This window comes from Mesorhizobium sp. IMUNJ 23232 (genome assembly GCF_044326205.1).
Classification (GTDB): domain Bacteria; phylum Pseudomonadota; class Alphaproteobacteria; order Rhizobiales; family Rhizobiaceae; genus Kumtagia.
In genome coordinates this window covers 1-16,452 of record NZ_JBIRCY010000039.1, presented here as the reverse complement: position 1 = coordinate 16,452, position 16,452 = coordinate 1, and the positions used below count along the sequence as shown (strand labels likewise).

16 protein-coding genes are annotated in these 16,452 nt (G+C 62.6%); 4 read left to right on the top strand and 12 right to left on the bottom strand.

From position 1 onward, the window contains the following. The first annotated feature begins 128 nt into the window (after positions 1-128). Positions 129-809, top strand: a complete 681-nt coding sequence (locus tag ACH196_RS24740) for a hypothetical protein (protein WP_396649588.1) — start codon at positions 129-131, stop codon at positions 807-809. 72 nt (positions 810-881) lie between these two features. Here ACH196_RS24740 and ACH196_RS24735 read toward each other — a convergent pair whose 3' ends face one another. From ACH196_RS24735 to ACH196_RS24725, 3 genes are all read right to left on the bottom strand, one after another. Further along, positions 882-1,328: a hypothetical protein gene (locus tag ACH196_RS24735; RefSeq protein ID WP_396649587.1), complete on the bottom strand. Its 447-nt coding sequence runs from the start codon at positions 1,326-1,328 to the stop codon at positions 882-884. Between the two features lie 215 nt (positions 1,329-1,543). Beyond that, on the bottom strand, positions 1,544-3,475 hold the full coding sequence (locus tag ACH196_RS24730) for a hypothetical protein (RefSeq protein ID WP_396649586.1): 1,932 nt from the start codon (positions 3,473-3,475) through the stop codon (positions 1,544-1,546). A 429-nt stretch (positions 3,476-3,904) separates the two neighbouring features. Continuing rightward, the gene (locus tag ACH196_RS24725) at positions 3,905-5,953 is read right to left on the bottom strand and encodes a calcium-binding protein (RefSeq protein ID WP_396649585.1); all 2,049 of its coding nucleotides are present in this window, start codon (positions 5,951-5,953) and stop codon (positions 3,905-3,907) included. A 577-nt stretch (positions 5,954-6,530) separates the two neighbouring features. On the opposite strand from ACH196_RS24725, the gene ACH196_RS24720 reads away from it, so the two are divergent. After that, entirely contained in the window at positions 6,531-6,722 is a 192-nt protein-coding gene (locus ACH196_RS24720) for a hypothetical protein (protein ID WP_396649584.1), read from the top strand. 290 nt (positions 6,723-7,012) lie between these two features. Next, on the top strand, positions 7,013-7,333 hold the full coding sequence (locus tag ACH196_RS24715) for a hypothetical protein (protein ID WP_396649583.1): 321 nt from the start codon (positions 7,013-7,015) through the stop codon (positions 7,331-7,333). An 87-nt stretch (positions 7,334-7,420) separates the two neighbouring features. Here the strand turns inward: ACH196_RS24715 and ccoS are convergent, their stop codons facing one another. The 8 genes from ccoS to ccoN are packed head-to-tail and all read right to left on the bottom strand — an operon-like array spanning position 7,421 to position 14,331. Beyond that, positions 7,421-7,657, bottom strand: coding sequence for a cbb3-type cytochrome oxidase assembly protein CcoS (ccoS, locus tag ACH196_RS24710; RefSeq protein ID WP_396649582.1), 237 nt, complete (start codon positions 7,655-7,657; stop codon positions 7,421-7,423). Beyond that, on the bottom strand, positions 7,654-9,906 hold the full coding sequence (locus ACH196_RS24705; RefSeq protein ID WP_396649581.1) for a heavy metal translocating P-type ATPase: 2,253 nt from the start codon (positions 9,904-9,906) through the stop codon (positions 7,654-7,656). Before ACH196_RS24705 ends, ccoS begins: the two co-directional genes overlap by 4 nt. Then, positions 9,903-10,685 carry a DUF2189 domain-containing protein gene (locus tag ACH196_RS24700; RefSeq protein ID WP_396649580.1) on the bottom strand — a complete coding sequence of 261 codons (783 nt, stop codon included), beginning with the start codon at positions 10,683-10,685 and terminating at the stop codon, positions 9,903-9,905. Before ACH196_RS24700 ends, ACH196_RS24705 begins: the two co-directional genes overlap by 4 nt. Before the next feature lie 10 nt (positions 10,686-10,695). Beyond that, positions 10,696-10,914, bottom strand: coding sequence for a hypothetical protein (locus tag ACH196_RS24695; RefSeq protein WP_396649579.1), 219 nt, complete (start codon positions 10,912-10,914; stop codon positions 10,696-10,698). Further along, positions 10,911-11,780, bottom strand: coding sequence for a cytochrome-c oxidase, cbb3-type subunit III (gene ccoP, locus ACH196_RS24690; protein ID WP_396649578.1), 870 nt, complete (start codon positions 11,778-11,780; stop codon positions 10,911-10,913). Before ccoP ends, ACH196_RS24695 begins: the two co-directional genes overlap by 4 nt. Then, the gene (locus tag ACH196_RS24685) at positions 11,771-11,932 is read right to left on the bottom strand and encodes a cbb3-type cytochrome c oxidase subunit 3 (protein ID WP_396649577.1); all 162 of its coding nucleotides are present in this window, start codon (positions 11,930-11,932) and stop codon (positions 11,771-11,773) included. Before ACH196_RS24685 ends, ccoP begins: the two co-directional genes overlap by 10 nt. Positions 11,933-11,934: 2 nt before the next feature. Continuing rightward, complete coding sequence (gene ccoO / locus ACH196_RS24680; RefSeq protein ID WP_396649576.1) at positions 11,935-12,669, bottom strand: cytochrome-c oxidase, cbb3-type subunit II; 735 nt, start codon at positions 12,667-12,669, stop codon at positions 11,935-11,937. Between the two features lie 3 nt (positions 12,670-12,672). Further along, the gene (ccoN, locus tag ACH196_RS24675) at positions 12,673-14,331 is read right to left on the bottom strand and encodes a cytochrome-c oxidase, cbb3-type subunit I (protein ID WP_396649575.1); all 1,659 of its coding nucleotides are present in this window, start codon (positions 14,329-14,331) and stop codon (positions 12,673-12,675) included. 210 nt (positions 14,332-14,541) lie between these two features. On the opposite strand from ccoN, the gene ACH196_RS24670 reads away from it, so the two are divergent. Beyond that, complete coding sequence (locus ACH196_RS24670) at positions 14,542-15,270, top strand: Crp/Fnr family transcriptional regulator (protein ID WP_396649574.1); 729 nt, start codon at positions 14,542-14,544, stop codon at positions 15,268-15,270. Positions 15,271-15,369: 99 nt separating this feature from the next. On the opposite strand, the gene ACH196_RS24665 is transcribed toward ACH196_RS24670, so the two are convergent. Next, positions 15,370-16,359 (bottom strand): DUF2950 domain-containing protein, encoded by a 990-nt coding sequence (locus tag ACH196_RS24665; protein ID WP_396649573.1) that lies wholly within the window; start codon positions 16,357-16,359, stop codon positions 15,370-15,372. Positions 16,360-16,452 lie beyond the last annotated feature (93 nt).

The window sequence follows — 16,452 nt, the reverse complement described above, 5'->3', positions numbered from 1 at the left end:
AACCATCTCTTGATTGACGTCACGCAGACTTGCCGTCCAAAACGTTTTCCAGAAGGCAACGTCCATTGAACAGGAACCTGCCACTCTCGCCGATCCCTCTGCTAACTTACCTGGCCTGAGGAGCCGAAATGTTTTCGCGGTTCATCGATTTGTTCCGGCGACAATACAATATGAGCAAGCCGGCCAGGCGAGGCGAATCTATTGGCGACGTAATAGAGATCGCCTTGGAAGGCCAATGGCCGGGAGACTTTCAGCGGAACGACGGCGTTTTGTGGGTCAATGCCCCGACAAACCACATACGCCGCCTGTTCCGGTTGCATGCAATGAAGGGAATGACATTTTCTTTATGCTGGGGGATTTCGGTCGACTTCGTTCCCTGCTTGAAATCAAAGGGATTGAGTTGGAAAAGAACTGCAAAGACAGCCCGCTTCGATCTCTGCATTGATCCCATCGACATGTCCGGCTCCATCCCCCGCTGGTGCTCATTCGACAACAATGAGGGTGACCGGCGAATTGGAAAGGTGGCGCTTGCTGTCCATAAGGCCGCCAAGGCCGACTGGTCGAAGCTGAACACGTTGAAAGACGTCGCTGATTGCTTCGAGAACCGGTCGAAAATGGATTTTCAGCGCTTCTCGCTGGATAATTATGTGCAGACGGACATCGCCTGGGGTCTGATCCTTATCGCTTTGGGCGAGCGCGAAAAGGGTGAACATCGCCTCTCTGCATTCTGTGAAAAATTCGAGATAGCGCCGGACAACGTCATCCTGGCGAAGGCTAGAAGTCTGGCCATTTCGATCGCGGAGGGGTGACGGGTATCATCTTTGCGGACGCGCACGAGATCTGCAAAGCACGGTTCGGCCTGACCCAACCCGTTGGACTGGTCAGCGCCTCGCAATCGCCCGCCGCGAGGCCTCGTCGATCAGCATATTGGCGACCTGCATGCGCACCATTGCCCGCTCGCGCAGATGCGGCGCGACGCGGTCGGGATGGTTGGCGAAGGCGAAGCGGCGGCGGATTCGGGTGAAATCCTCGATGCCGGCCCGTTCGAGGCCGAGTTCGATGGCGATTGCTTCGGGTTCGATAGCCAGCGGCGGGTCCGGCGGCGCCACGACCGGTGGCTCGTTCGCAAGTTCGTCGCCCGCGGCCTCGCGATACTCAGCCTCGACGGCATCGTCCGAGACCCGGATGCGGCCGGAGTGCAGTTCCTCGGCGACGGAGAGATAGTCGAAGGGAATGGTGGGCGCAGCCGCGGGAGCCCCGGCCTGATCGCGCACGGCGATCAGATCGTCGAGGAGGGATGCAAAATCCCGGTTCTCCAATTCTCCCATGACAGACGCGTCAATCCACGGAGCGCCAACTCGGTCCCGACAGTACCCTCGGAGCGTTAAGATTCTGCCGGAACCTTCGGCCGGAATTGAGACAATTGCGATGCACGCAATTGATCGCGCAGAGGTGGCAGCGCGATGCCGCGCTGTCCATCGCCCCGAATCGCATACAGGCTGCCGGATGACTGTCCGGCCTCTTCGGCCATATTTCGTCGCCGTCAGATGACGACGAAATCGGCCGCCGTAAGCGTCGGCGTTCCGTCGAGCACCGCGAACTTGACATTGCCGAAGACAGCCGCGGAGCCGTCGGCGTCGTAATAGAGATTGCCCGTGCCGGAGTTGTAGATGATCCTGTCGTCGGCGTCCTTCGGCCCGCCTGCGATGTCCTTGAAGGCCGAGGTTGCCAGCACCCCGGCTGCAAGGCCGGTGAAGAACGCATTGTCGAGTTGGATCGTGTCGGCGAACGCGCTGTAGTCGGTGATGGTGTCGACATTGGTCGCGTCATCGAGCTCCGAATTGAAGATGAAATTGTCGGCGCCGGCACCGCCGGTCAGGGTGTCGTTGCCGCGATAGGCTTTCAAATTGTCGTTGCCGATGCCGCCATTGACGGTGTTGACGAGATTGTCGGCATTGAGGACGTCGTCGAAGCTCGATCCGGTAAGGTTTTCGATCGAGACATAGGAGTCGCCGACGGCATACCCGGTGTTGATGGCGGTGTTGGTCAGGCTGGCGGTGACGCCGGCGCTGGCGAGCGCATAGGAGGCGGTGTCGGTTTCGCTGCCGCCGTCGAGAAGATCGCCGTGCGCGCCGCCGTTGAGGATGTCGTCGCCGGCGCCGCCATAGAGGTCGTCGTCGCCCGTGCCGCCCTGGATGTCGTCGTTGCCGCTCTCGCCGTGGAGGACGTCGCCGCCGATGACCTCCACTCCGCTGATCGTCGCGACATCCCTGCCTTGCTCGCGGATGATGTCGTTGCCCTCGCCGCCACGAACCGTGTCGGTTCCCGTGCCGGTGTGGATGGTGTCGTTACCGGCGTCGCCGAAGACGGTGTCGTTGCCGGCGCCGTCGGAGATCGTGTCGTTATGGTCGCCGCCGCGCAGCGTGTCGGCGTCGTTGCCGCCTTCGATGATGTCGGCGCCGGAGCCGCCCTGGATGTTGTCGTTGCCGTCCTCGCCGCGCAGCGTGTCACCGCCGATGATGGGAATCTGGGTTCCGCCAACGCTGCGGTAGGTGATGTCCGATCCGTCCTCGCGGATGACGTCGTTGCCCGCGCCGCCGCGAACCGTGTCGGTTCCCGTGCCGGTGCGCATCGTATCGTTGCCCGCGTCGCCGAAGACGTCGTCGTTGCCGGCTCCGTCGGTGATCTCGTCATTGCCGTTTCCGCCACGGACGAGGTCGTTGCCGGCGTCGCCGCGCAGCACGTCGTCCTCGTCGCCGCCGAGGATGTCGTCGCCGCCGTCACCGCCGTTGATGATGTCGGCTCCTTCGTCGCCGCGCAGCAGATCGTCGCCATCCCAGCCCGAGATGAGGTCGGTCCCGCCCTTGCCGTAGATCCAGTCCTGTTCGTTGCCGCCTTCGATGACCTCGAAAATGTCGCCGCCATAATAGTGCAGGACCTCGAAGCTGGAGGTGACCAGCCCGGAATTGGAACCGCCGGCAATCAGCGAGAACTGCGAGATCAGTTCGTCGCTGTTGTAGAGATAGAGCGTGTCGTGGCCGTCCTCGCCATGCACGATGTCGCCATTGTCGGCGTTTTGCAGGTAGACCTTGTCGTCACCCGTGCCCGCCCAGACGAGTTCGCCGTCGAGCGTGGCGGAGAGTTCGTCGAAGACATTGACCACCCATTCGCTGGTGCCGGTCCAGATCGTGTCATGGCCGGAGCCGCCTTCGAGATGATCGCAGCCCGCTCCGCCATAGATCGTGTCGTTGCCGGAATCGCCGTAGAGCATGTCTCCGAAATCGAAGCTGCGCAGAAAGTCGTCACCCTGGTTTCCGTAGGCCTGGCCAGGTGAAAAATAGTCGAAGTCGAGTTGGCCGCCCCCGCTGTCGTCGACGTGAATGATGTTGATCTGGTCGTTGCCTTGAAGCGCGTATACGACCTCGCCGCCATCGGCGACGTAGCCGTCGTTGCCGGTCGTCAAAGTGGTAGCCATGACATTCTCCTCGCCAGCGGTTGCCGACGCATCGGGAGGTCTGTGGCGTTGCACCGGCAGCTTCGGAAAAATCCGTTCTGCGTCGGGGCATTGCGAGGAGCGGAAAAGCCTGGACATCGTCCACCGGCCAACCACTCGGCTCCCCGCAGAAAAACCTCCTGCGTTCGGAGCCTGGGCCGGATGAACTGCCTCGCGCTATTTCAGCTTCAACGAGGCCCACGTACTTCCAAGCGTTGCGATTATCGGCTGCCGATGCAACGGCGGGATGTCGCCGGCAGAGCCGCCTGTAACGGATGAGGCTGGGAAAGGCTGCTTTCTGCCGAACCAAGGGCGGGAGACCTGCCGGTCTCCCGCCCTTGCATGAGACGAGGTCAAATTCCCCGAGGGACGGGATCCGATTCCCGCTCAAGAGCTTGGAGATTGCGTCCGTCAGATGACGACGAAATCGGCGGCCGTGAGCGTCGGAGTTCCGTCGAGCATCGCAAATTTTGTGTTGCCGAACGCGCCGGCAGAGCCATCAGCGTCATAATAGAGACCGCCCGTATCGGAATTGTAGATGATGCGGTCGTTGGCGTCCTTCGGGCTCACGGCGATATCCTTGAAGGCGGAAGCCGCCAGCGCGCCGGTCGCGGTCAAGGCGGTGAAGATGGCATTGTCGAGCTGGATGGTGTCGGCGGCAACGTTGAAGTCGGCGACGGTATCGACATTGTCCGTGTCGTCCAGCGCCGAGTTGAAGATGAAATTGTCGCTGCCGGTGCCGCCGATCAGCGTGTCGTTGCCATCATAGCCCTTGATGTCGTCGTTGCCGAGCTGGCCGTTGATGGTGTTGGCGGCATTGTTGCCGTTGAGTGCGTCGTCGTAGCGCGAGCCGAGCAGGTTTTCAATCGACCCATAGGTATCGCCCTTGGCTTCGCCGGTGTTGATGGCGGGGTTGGCCAGGCTGGCGACCAGCCCCGTCGCCGCGTCGCGATAGGATGCGGTGTCATTGCCGCTTTCGCCGATCAGCGTGTCGGCGCCTGTGCCGCCCATCAGAGTGTCGTTGTGCTCGCCGCCATTGAGCATGTCGTCTCCGGCGCCGCCTTCCATGATGTCGTGGCCGGTGACACCATAGGCCGTGTCGTCCCCGTTGCCGGTGCGGATCGTGTCGCCGCCGACCAGCGTTATGGTATGGCCGTTGAGCGTCACAGTCGTGGTGTCCGGGGATGCCTCGCTGATGGTGTCATTGCCGTCGCCGCCGGCAACCGTATCGCGGCCGCGGCCTGTAGCGATCGTGTCATCGCCGGCCTCGCCGCTGAGAAGGTCGTCGCCGTCGCTGTCGAAAATCCAGTCCTTGTGGTCGCCACCATACAGCTTGTCGTTGCCGGTGCCGCCTTCAAGGTGGTCGTCACCGCTACCGCCCCGGATCGTATCGTCTCCGCCCTGGCCCTGCAGGATATCGCCGCCGACGATGACGAAGGTCGAATGACCGACGGTGACTGTTCTGAGGTCGCTGCCTTCCTCGTCGATCGTGTCGTTATCGGCGCCGCCATAAACCTTGTCGGTTCCCGTGCCGGTGTGGACGGTGTCGTTGCCGCTGTCGCCGTTGACCGTATCGTCGCCGCCGCCGTCGCGGATCGTGTCGTTGCCGGTGCCGCCATTGATCAGGTCGTCGCCGTCTCCGCCATAGAGCGTGTCGTCCTGGTCTTCGCCGTATAGCTGGTCGTCGCCGTCGTCGCCGTAGAGCCAATCCTTGCCAACATCGCCGTAGATGAGGTCATCATTTTCGGCGCCGCGAAGCGTGTCGTCGCCGGCATCGCCATAGAGCCGGTCGTCGCCCTTGCCGCCGCCGACGAGGTCCGCGCCGTCGCCGCCGAACAGGAAATCGACGCCGTCGAGGCCGGAGATGATGTCGGTGCCGCCATTGCCGCGAATCCAGTCGTCGAAATTGCCGCCTTCGATGGATTCGAAATTGTCGCCGCCGGAATAGTGCAGTTCCTCAAAACCGTCGGCGATCAGCCCGCCGGTCGAGCCGCCGAGGATCAGCGAGAAATTGTCGATCGCGTCCTCGCTGTTGTAGAGATAGAGCGTGTCGTAGTCGCCCTCGCCATGGACCGCCTTGTCGTTCGACGCAGCTTGCATGTGCACGGTGTCGTTGCCGCTGCCGGCCCAGACGATGTCGCCATCCGGCCCGCCGCCGAAAATCTCGCCGCCGCCGAAGCCGCCGGTCCAGATCGTGTCGTTGCCGGACCCTCCGTTCAGGTAGTCGGCACCGCCGCCGCCATAAAGCGTGTCGTGGCCGGAGCCGCCATAGAGGCGGTCGCCATAGGTATAGCTGACCAACTGGTCGTTGCCCTGGTCGCCATAGATATAGGCGGGGTCGTATTCCAGCCGCGGGTCTTCGTCGATCACCCAAATCTGGTCGTCGCCATGAAGCGCATGCACTTCCTCCCCTGCCTCGGCCTGGTAGGCGTCGCTCTTGTCGGTGAGTTCGGTGGCCATGGGATTTCTCCTTTCGTCGGTTGGTGACGAGGCGGAGGCCTGGCTGTTTCGCCGGATCGATGCATAGGGGCATCCGGCGGAAATCGGCACGACGGGAAGCGGATGAAGCGCGGCCGCATATGAACCGAGCAAGAGGCTCCCCGCAGACGATCCATCTGCGTCGGAGCCTGGGCCGGATGAACTGCCTCGCGCCAGTCAGGCTTCAACGAGGCCCACGTACTTCCAAGCGTGCGGACCATCGCCGGGCCATGCAACGCCAGGATGTCGCCGGCAAAAACTGCATGTAACGGATGATGTAACGGAAGGCCGTTCCCTGCCGCTTTGGAGAGGCGGGTAAGGGGAATTGGAGAAACCTCGGGCGTCTCCCTGCAGGGACGTCATTACGGTGTATCACTGCAAAGGGTACGGTGCGGCGAAGGCAGCGTGCCGGGCGAGGGAATTGCACCGTCCGTTTCAAAACCATGAACGCTGGCGTCGACAGGTCGGATGCTCCAATATGGCTTGGCTGACGACGTGGAAGCCCTTTCGCCACTTTCCTGCATCGTGCCAGATCGATGCCGCCTCTTGGGAGACTGTGATGTTGATCGAACTGACGCTGAATGATGACGCCGCCACCCCGGTTTTCATAAACCCCGCCCATGTCGTGGCCGTCTACCGGACACCGACTGCATCGGCCACGATCGTATGCTGCGTTTCGAGCGGCGGCGATCGGCGAAACATTTTTGCGGTCCGGGAAACGGCTCAGGAAGTCGCCGACGAATTTGAATAGGAACTGCTCCAGGGCAGCACTCATCCGGACCACTACAGTCGAAATTTTCCGGCCATTGCGCAAATCTCGGTTGTGAAGGCGCCCGTCGACGGCGAGGATGAAGGCCAGCGGCCCGCCCTGTACCAAATCCAGAACGCTTCTGAATTTAACCCGGCTGCGGAAACGTAACCGGGCTTAACGGCCTATGCCGGAGCAGTTCCATCGTTTCTATTTGTGCGCTCCCTCGACGGCCTCCACCGCCTGCCTTATGGTCACCTCGATGCCGAGGGGGCATCGGAAGGGAACAATGCATGACCAAGATTCAATGCCTTGCGATTGGCGTCGCTTTGCTGGCGCTCGCTGGCTGCCAATCCAACGAGGATACGGGAGTAAGCATGGCCTCCAGCTCGGCCGACAATCGGGAGGACGCCGCCGTACCGCAGGTCGCAGAGGATGCTTGCGTGAAGGAAGTCGGCCGCACGACCAAAAGCACCCAGCTCGTGGTGCTTGAAAAGGTCTATTCCCCACAGAATTCGCAGGTGAAGGTCGGCGTCGGCCCGGACAAGACCCCGTGGCTGTGCATGACGTCCAACAGTGGAATCGTGGCGAGCGTGATATCGACGGCCGAATGAAGGGCGGCCTCTGTCCGCAGAAGCCCACAATGTTGAAATGGAGGTCGTCAACATGTCCGGGGCCGGACGCAGGGCTGCTGATTTCAGTTAATGCGTATTCCGGATTGCCGCTTGGCTGATTCCGTCGGGCCAGCTTGATTCGGATGGACGCCGTGGCTGTTGCGGGCGAACATAACTCTCGGGCTCGTCACCATCGAAAAGGATACGCTCCGCAGCGCCTTGCATATCGTCGTATTGGCCGCTTCTCAGCGACCACAGAAACGCACCCAGCGCGACGGCGCCGAGCAAAAGTGCAAGCGGAACAAGGTAGACGAGACTGCTCATGTGTGTCCCGCCAACGGCTGGAAGGCTCTTGGCGGCGTTCGATCGGTTGCCGGTTCGCCGGCTGCATCATGGTTCGCGATGCCACGAAGCCGCAGGGCATTGGCAACGACAACGATCGACGACAGAGACATCGCCAACGCGGCGATCAGCGGCGTAACGTGACCCGCTATCGCAAACGGTATGGCGACAGCGTTGTAGCCGACCGCGAGGGCGAAGTTCTGATGGACGAGGCGATTGGCGTCCCTGGCCACGCGGATGGCATTGGGAACAGACAGCAGGCTAGGGCGAAGGAAGACGAAGTCGGCGGTGTTGCGGCCTATGTCGCTTGCGCTGGACGGTGCCATCGAGGCGTGCGCGGCGCTCAATGCCGGTGCATCGTTTAGCCCGTCTCCGACCATCAGCACCTTGCGGCCGGCAGCGGCGAGCGCTGCGATGCGGGCAACCTTCTCTTCAGGCAACAGGCGGGCTGAAATATCCTTCACGCCGAGTTGCACGCCGACCCGTGAGACCGCCTGGGCGGCGTCACCGGACAGGATCGCGATCGCATACCCATCGCCGTTCAAGGCTTGTACCGAGCTTGCCGCGTCCTGCCGAAGGCTGTCTTCGAAAACAAACGTCGCCAGCGCATGACCGTCCCGGGAAAGCACCGTACCAGCCTTGCCGCCGGGCATGGCCCATTCTCCCCGCCCCAGCCTGTAGAGGTGCGGGCCGATGCGGGCTTCGACGCCCAGTCCGGGATGTTCGGTGATAGCGCCGGGTGTCCGTTGCGATCCGTCATCAAAGGGGGCCAGAGCCCGCGAAACGGGATGGGTCGAATGTGCGGCGATCGCTGCGGCCAGGGCGAGCGCTTTGGGGTCGATTTCCGCCGCGTTGGCCAGCCTGGGGCGGCCCGTCGTCAGCGTTCCGGTCTTGTCGAAGGCGATCATGTCGATTTCAGCCAGACGCTCCAGCGCCGAACCGTCCTTGGCCATGATGCCGGCCTCGAACAACCGGCGCGCGGCCACGGTCTGCACGATCGGCACCGCCAGGCCGAGCGCGCATGGGCAGGTGATGATCAGGACGGCGATGGCGATGCCGATCGCGCGGTGCCAGTCGCCAGTCGCAAACATCCAGCCGAGAAAGGTGAGGAATGCCGTGACGTGGACCACGGGCGAATAAAGCCGCGCGGCCCGGTCGGCGATACGCCTGTAGCGGGCCCGGCCGCCCTCCGCGGCAGTCATCAGTGTCACCATCTCGGCGAGCGAGGAATTCCTCGCATCGGACGTCGCGGTCACCTTCAAGGCGCCGGTGAGGTTGAGCGTGCCGGCGCGCACGGCCGATCCGGACTCGACCGGTTGAGGCGCGCTCTCGCCGCTGACTAGCGCGCAATCGATATCGGATCGGCCCCACTGCACGATGCCATCGACCAGCAGGCGCTCTCCCGGCGCGAGCGCCAGCACCATGCCGGACTCGATCTGGTTGGCCGGCAGGTAGTCGCGCGTGCCATCTTGGCGTTCCACGGTCGCGCCGCGCGGTGTGAGCTTGATCAGACCGCGCACGGCGCTGCGCGCCTTTTCACGCATCATGTGGTCGAGGGTGCGTCCGATCAGCAGGAAGAAGAGCAGCGATACCGCCGCGTCGAAAAAGGCATAGGCGCCGCCGGCGATCGTATCGTAGAGGCTGAGCGCGAACGCCAGGATGACGCCGACGGAGATCGGTACGTCCATGTTGGTCCGCCCCTGGCGCAGAGCGGACCAGGCAGAGGCAAAGAATACCCGCCCGGAATAGACCAAGGCCGGGAAAGCCAGCGCCGCCGAGATCCAATGGAATGCCTGCCGGGTCTCCGGCTCGGCGCCGGACCACACCGACACCGACAGCAGCATGATGTTCATCGAGGCGAAGCCGGCGACGGCGGTCGCGCGCACCAGGCGCGAAAGTTCCGGATCGGCGGCCGCGTCCGCCGAATCGAACAGATGCGCCTCGTAGCCGGCCCGAGCGACCGTCTCGATGATTGGGGGCGGCATCTCGCCCCGCCACTTCACCGACAGGCGCTTGGCCGAAAGATTGACGCGCGCCTGTTCCACGCCGGGAACATCCCGGAAAGCGCGCTCGATTGCGGCAATGCAGCCGCCGCAATGAATGGCGGGAACGGACAGGTCCGTTTGACGCAGGCCATTATTGAGGTCGCGGCTGGCAAGCAGGATTTCATCGCGCGACGGAGCCCCGCCGATCTCGGAGGCAGCTTCCACGCCGGGCGCGCAGCAACTCATCTCATCGCCTTGTAGGCATGCCAGGTGGCATGACCGAGCACCGGGAAGGCAACGATGAGGCCGAGCAGGCCAGTGGCGACGCTGACGAGGAAGAGGGCGAGCACGATCAGGCCCCAGGCGATCATCACCGGCAAATTGCTCCAGACCAGCGAGATGCTGGTGCCCATGGCCGTGAAGGCGTCGGTCTTTTCGTCAAGCAGCATCGGAACCGAGAAGGTGCTGACGGCGAAGGCGAAGGCGGCGAACACGCCCCCGACCACGGATCCGACCAGCAGCATCGCCCAGCCGGTCGCCGTGGTGAACAGCATGGACGCGACGTGGTCGAGGCCGGGGAAGGGCGTAAGGCCGAAAAACAACGCGTAGATCAGTACCGCGGCGCGCATCCAGACCAGCATGAGCAGGCACAGGATCGCTCCGGTGAACCACACTTGCGCGCCCGAATTGGCTTTCACGAAGATCATCCGCAGCAGCGATGCCGGTTGGTCTGCGGCGATCGCCCGGCACTTTTCGTAGAGGCCGATGGCGATCAGCGGCCCGACGACCATGAAGCCGGCGAGCGCGGGAAACAGGATGTAGTCCATGCCGAGCGCAAACAGCGTCCAAACAATGGCCAGCGATACCGCGAAAACCCCTACGCCATAGGCGAGGCTTAAAGCAGGCTGGATCGTGAAGTCGCGCCATCCGTCCTTGAGCCAGATGAGGGCGGTGTTTGCCGGCAGGTTGCGGCGGTTCCGCTCGATATAGGGCCGTGACAGCGAGGTATCGGGTGCATCGCTCATGCGTTTTTCCTCAGCAGGCCGGCTTGGCCGGGCGAAGAGCGGTCGCGGACGCAGCATCCCCGCCGTCATGCACCACACATTCCGGCTGGGATTGCATCGCCACGTAGACGAGGTGCGCATTAGCGCCAACGAAGATGGCCAGCAGCGTCGCAATCACGGCAAACCACCTGAGACGCGGGTTGGCGCGCCGCTGTGGCAATACTTCGGGCGCTGCGCTTGCAGCCGTCATTTCGTTTGCCCCATCTGATCGACATAGAGGGCAAGCAGCTTGATTTCGGCCGGTGTCAGGCGAGCATTCCAGTTGGGCATATGGCCCTGCCGGCCGGAATAGACCGTCGAATAGACATCGCCGAGCGTGCCGCCATAGATCCAATGGCTGTCGGTCAGGTCAGGCGCACCCTGATCGTGCAGGCCTTTCGCATCCTCGCCGTGGCATGACACGCAGTTGGCGGCAAAAACCTCCTGACCGGCCTTGATGCTTTCGGGCGACCCCGTATCGGGCATCGAAAGCGACCGGACATAGGCAACCACATCGGCGATCTGCTGACGATTGAGAATTCCGTCGCGGCCGAACGCCATCATCTGCGACACCCGCGTGTCGTCGTTGGCCGCATTGATGCCGATGCCGATTGTCTCGGCGAGCTTCTCGGGTTCGCCGCCCCACAGCCACGCCTGCGCCGTCAGATCGGGGAAGCCCGGTCCTCCGGTTCCCTTCACGCCGTGGCAGACAGCGCAATTGTCTGCGAACAGCACATGGCCCGCCTGCACGACGTCCTGCATCAATTGCGGGTCGGATTTGACGGCGGCGAAATCCATCCCGTCGATCTTGTCCAGCCACGCAGCGCGTTCGGCCTTTGCGGTTGCGACCTGTTCATCGACGATGCGGCGCTGGTCATTGCCGAGCAGGCCCTTCGTATAGGTCGAGCCGAGGGGCCAGGCGGGCATCAGCAGCCAGTAGCCGACGCAAAACAATGCAGCCAAGGCGAGGAAGAACAGCACCACCTTCGGAACCGGCGTGTTGAGTTCCTCGATGCCGTTCCATTCATGGCCAGTCGTGGTGCGACCGGTGATCGAGTCGCGATGTCCTACGTCCACGGCTTGTCGTCCTTGTCCAGGATGCTCTTCTTGACGCGATCGAAGCCCTTCCTGTTGGAGGGCCAATAGGCGTAAATCACGACCCCGACAGCCAGCGCGATGAGGTAGAACAGGCCCCAGCTTTTCGAGAATGCAACCACCGCATCATGCATGGTCAATCTCCCAGCGCCGTCTGCTCGGTCTTCTCAGCGGCATCGGTCAGCCCGCCGAGGATCTGCAGATAGGCGACCAGAGCGTCCATTTCGGTAAGCCGGCCGGGATTGCCGTCGAAGGCCCGCACATTGGTGGCCTCACCGTATCGCTGGGTCACACCGGCCGCCTTGTCGTCATCCGGCGCGGACTGGCCAAACGCGTCGACCGGGGCGTTGGCGATCATTTCGTCGGTATAGGGCACGCCGACGGTGCGCAGGGCAGCGAGATGCTCGCCGAGATCGTCGGTCTTCAGCGTATCGCGCAGCAGCCAGCGATAGGCCGGCATCACGGATTCGGGAACGACATCGCGCGGGTTGTTCAGGTGCGCAACCTGCCAGGCGTCGGAATATTTCTCGCCGACGCGAGCAAGGTCGGGACCGGTGCGCTTCGATCCCCACAGCATCGGATGGTCGTATTTGGATTCGACCGCAAGCGAATAGGGTCCGTAACGCTCGACCTCGTCGCGCAGCGACCGGATCATCTGCGAATGGCAGGCATAGCAACCTTCGCGCATGTATATGTTGCGGCCGGCGACCTCCAGCGGCGTGTAGACACGCATATCCGGCGCTGCCTCCACGGTCTCGCCGATGGTGAAGAGCGGCGCGATTTCGACCAGGCCGCCAATCGAGGCGACGCCGACGATGGCCAGCATGAAGCCGATCGCGCTGCGTTCGAGTTTGCGATGGAAGTCAGCCACTGGTCATTCTCCGGGCTGATTGACGCGGGCGGGCCAGCCGACCGGCAGATCCGGTTCCGCGACCGGCGCGGCATCGCGCTCGAGGCGCGCCTGCCGGATCGTCATCAGCACATTATAGGTTCCGACAATCGCGCCCAGCAGGAACAGCAATCCGCCGAAGGTGCGCGCGATGTAATAGGGGTGCATCGCCACAAGCGAGTCGATGAAGGAAAAGGCGAGCGTCCCGTTCGCGTTGTAGGTGCGCCACATCAGGCCCTGGATGATGCCCGAGTTCCACATCGAGAAGACGTAGACAATGGTGCCGGAGAGCGCGAGCCAGAAGTGCACCTCGACGAGCTTCGGCGAATAGATGGTCTCGCGCTTCCACATCCATGGCACAAGGGCATAGATCGAGCCGAAGGTGATCATCGCCACCCAGCCCAGCGCTCCGGCATGCACGTGGCCGATGGTCCAGTCGGTATAGTGGGAGAGCGAGTTGACAGCGCGGATCGCCATGAACGAGCCCTCGAAAGTCGACAAGCCGTAGAACACCGCGGCGACCATCATGAAGCGCAGCGTGGCGTCGTCGCGCACCTTGTGCCAGGCGCCGTTGAGCGTCGCCAGCGCGTTGCCGGCCGAGGCCCAGGAGGGGACCAGCAGGATCACGGAGAAGGTCATGCCGAGCGTCTGCACCCATTGCGGCAGCGCCGTGTAGTGCAGGTGGTGCGAGCCCGCCCACATATACATGAAGGTGATGCCCCAGAAGCTGATGATCGACAGCGGGTAGGAAAAGATCGGTCGGCCGGCGCGCTTCGGCAGATAATAATACATCATGCCGAGGAAGCCGGCGGTGAGGAAGAAGGCGACGGCATTGTGGCCGTACCACCACTGCGTCATCGCATCCTGCACGCCGGAGAAGGCCGAGTAGCTCTTGGCGCTGCCGAAGGAGATCGGCACCGCGAGATTGTTGACGATGTGCAGGATCGCCACGACCAGGATGAAGGCCATGTAGTACCAGTTGGCCACATAGATATGCGGCTCCTTGCGGCGGGCGAGCGTGCGGATATAGATGAGGAAATAGACGACCCAGACCACGACCAGCCACAGGTCGGCATACCATTCCGGCTCGGCATATTCCTTGGACTGGGTAACGCCCATCAGATAGCCGCTGGCGGCAACGACGCAGAAGAGATTGTAGCCGATCAGCACGAACCACGGGCTAAGCTGATCTGGTAGCCGTGCCCGCGACGTCCGCTGCAGGACATGGAAGGAGGTGGCGATCAAGGCATTGCCGCCAAACCCGAAGATGACGCCGCTGGTGTGGACCGGCCGCAGCCTGCCGAAACTTGCCCAGGCTGCGTCGAAGGTCAGTTCCGGCCAGGCAAGGAGCGCGGCGACCCAAACGCCGACGAACATGGCGATGACCGCCCAGATCATGGTCAGCACGATGCCTACCTTGGTGGGATCGTCATAGTAGCGGTCGAACTGGGACGGGTCGGGCGCTGGCGCATCCCATTTGGCGATGATGAAGCCGCTCAGCGCCAAAGCGCAGAAAAGCACGATGAAACCCTGGGCGCCAAACAATTCTCCCCGGCCGGAAACGGCCATGGCAAGCCCGATCGCAGCCACGATCAGGGCAATAAGGAGGCCAATCTGCCGTTCGATGACAGTCAGTTTGGACATTCAGGGCCTGCCTTCTGCGTGAAAAAACCGCCGGTGGTTGGCTCGCCTTACAAGGGCACGCCTATGTTGTCTTTGCGCTAGCGCAAAGAGCTGCCGAAATCTTTCCTGTGATTTGGAATGGTGGTTCATCTGGGGTATGCACGTCGATGACATCGCATCCTGAACGCGGCCTTTCGGGGTCATTGTGAGCATGACAGACGCCGAAACGAGATGAGCCCGGCTCGCAAGGACATCCACAATTCCCGCGTTCCCGTACTCTGCCAAAGCTGCGAGGCGCGGCACAATGGCATGTGCGGCGCGCTGAATGCCGAGGAACTGCTCGCCTTCGCCAGGCACACGAGAGTGGTGAGGCATGGCGCCGGCGAGGAACTCCTGACGGAGGGCGCACCGATCACGTCATACGGCAATATGATACGCGGCGTCGTGAAGCTTGTCAGGACCCTCGCCGATGGCCGGCGCCAGATCGTCGGCTTGCAGTTCGCACCGGATTTTGTCGGCAGGCTGCACGCGGATGCAAGCGTGGTCACCGCCGAAGCTGCCTCGGAGGTCGAGCTTTGCAGAATTTCCAAACCGGCGCTGGAGCGTCTCGTCGCAGACAACCCGACGCTGGAACGGCGGTTGCTCGCACAGGCGCTGCGAGAGGTCGACGAAGCGCGCGAATGGATGGTCGCGCTGGGGCGCAAGACGGCATCCGAAAAGGTGGCAAGCTTTCTAGGCCAGATCGGCAGGCACCTCGACCCGATCGTCGAAAACCACGCTCCCATCCTGGTTTTTGAACTGCCTCTAACGCGTTCCGAGATCGCTGATTTCCTTGGTTTGACCATCGGTACCGTCTCGAGAGAATTATCCAAGCTGAGGCGCGACAAGGTGATCGACATCAAATCCCACCGACGGATCGAAATTCTCGACAGCCTGCGGCTTCTACAAAGGTCCGGCTGATGGGTGTTCACAACTCCGTGGAGATGACTCGCACGCCTGCGATCAAGCCTGAGCGCCGAAATGAGGCGCCCCGAAAATCTGGCGAAGATTCTAATCCCATTAGTCTTTGACTACTTCCCAACTGTCATCCGGATTGAATCGCTCGATGTATTTGACGATCTGGTCGGTTGCCGGACCAAGGTCGGTCTCGTAGACGATGCCGTCCTGGTTGACCGCGAAGGTCTTGACGCCGGTCTCGGCATATTTGGCTGGCCAAGCCAGTAGCCCGAAGCCGCCGATCATATTGTCGTTGATGACGTAGTCGTAGGTTCCGCCGGCGATGTTGTCGCCCTGGCTGGTGAGGATCTTGAAGCGGTAGCCGAAATAGCCTTCGCCCTTGCTCGCGTCCTCCAGTTCCGCCTGGTTGAGGTCGCCAGCCGGACTTTCGCCGTTGACCTCGTCGGCCGGCCAGTAGAGGCCGTCGGTGGCGCCCTCGCTGCTGATCAGCTTTTGCGCAAACTCCTCCACCCCGTCGCCGTCGTGGTCATCCTCGGTATAGTCTTCCTGCGCCTCGACATAGGCGCGCATGGTGGCAATCGCCTCCAGCTCGTTCTCGCCGATGCGCCGGTTGACGATCTCCTCCAGACCCGCCTGTGAATCGAAGGCCCATTTGCCGTCCTCACCGCCCTTCAAGAGCGGGAACGGAAACGGCCACAGCTTTTCACCGATCTGCAGGGTCTTGCCGTTGTCGATGTCGGTGACGACGAGTTTCTTGGCCGCCCCCTCGCGGATGCGGGCAAAGGTGTCCATGATCCCGTCCTCGGCCTTGAGCTTCGCCGCGTCGAGGCCGAGCAGCTTCGCCAGTCCGTCGAAGTCGTTGTCGACCAGCGTCTTCTTGAAGGCGTCGATGGCCGCCTCCGCGCTGTCGAACAGCGGCGGGTCTTCTTCCGCCTCCAGCGCGAAGATGCCGGGGTCCTCGCCGGCGTCCGCCGCCTGTGCCGGCTGATCGGATTGCGCCTGCGCCAACGAGGCCGCCGGCATGGCGATGAGCCCCGCCGCCAGGGCGGACAGGCAGACGCTGCGCAGCATGTGATGAAGGATCGCGTTCATGGTCCTGCTCCTCTCATTGCTCTCAACGCCTGCGCCCGCCGCCACCACGGCCGCCACCGCCGCCGCGCGGTCTGCCGCCGCCGCCCATCGACC

Coding starts and splice junctions, on each gene's coding strand:
- ACH196_RS24700 (WP_396649580.1), bottom strand. CDS start 10,685: ATGAGCGATGCACCCGATACCTCGCTGTCACGGCCCTATATCGAGCGG.
- ACH196_RS24695 (WP_396649579.1), bottom strand. CDS start 10,914: ATGACGGCTGCAAGCGCAGCGCCCGAAGTATTGCCACAGCGGCGCGCC.
- ACH196_RS24705 (WP_396649581.1), bottom strand. CDS start 9,906: ATGAGTTGCTGCGCGCCCGGCGTGGAAGCTGCCTCCGAGATCGGCGGG.
- ACH196_RS24730 (WP_396649586.1), bottom strand. CDS start 3,475: ATGGCTACCACTTTGACGACCGGCAACGACGGCTACGTCGCCGATGGC.
- ACH196_RS24715 (WP_396649583.1), top strand. CDS start 7,013: ATGACCAAGATTCAATGCCTTGCGATTGGCGTCGCTTTGCTGGCGCTC.
- ACH196_RS24720 (WP_396649584.1), top strand. CDS start 6,531: ATGTTGATCGAACTGACGCTGAATGATGACGCCGCCACCCCGGTTTTC.
- ACH196_RS24685 (WP_396649577.1), bottom strand. CDS start 11,932: ATGCATGATGCGGTGGTTGCATTCTCGAAAAGCTGGGGCCTGTTCTAC.
- ACH196_RS24735 (WP_396649587.1), bottom strand. CDS start 1,328: ATGGGAGAATTGGAGAACCGGGATTTTGCATCCCTCCTCGACGATCTG.
- ccoS (WP_396649582.1), bottom strand. CDS start 7,657: ATGAGCAGTCTCGTCTACCTTGTTCCGCTTGCACTTTTGCTCGGCGCC.
- ACH196_RS24740 (WP_396649588.1), top strand. CDS start 129: ATGTTTTCGCGGTTCATCGATTTGTTCCGGCGACAATACAATATGAGC.
- ccoN (WP_396649575.1), bottom strand. CDS start 14,331: ATGTCCAAACTGACTGTCATCGAACGGCAGATTGGCCTCCTTATTGCC.
- ACH196_RS24725 (WP_396649585.1), bottom strand. CDS start 5,953: ATGGCCACCGAACTCACCGACAAGAGCGACGCCTACCAGGCCGAGGCA.
- ACH196_RS24665 (WP_396649573.1), bottom strand. CDS start 16,359: ATGAACGCGATCCTTCATCACATGCTGCGCAGCGTCTGCCTGTCCGCC.
- ACH196_RS24670 (WP_396649574.1), top strand. CDS start 14,542: ATGAGCCCGGCTCGCAAGGACATCCACAATTCCCGCGTTCCCGTACTC.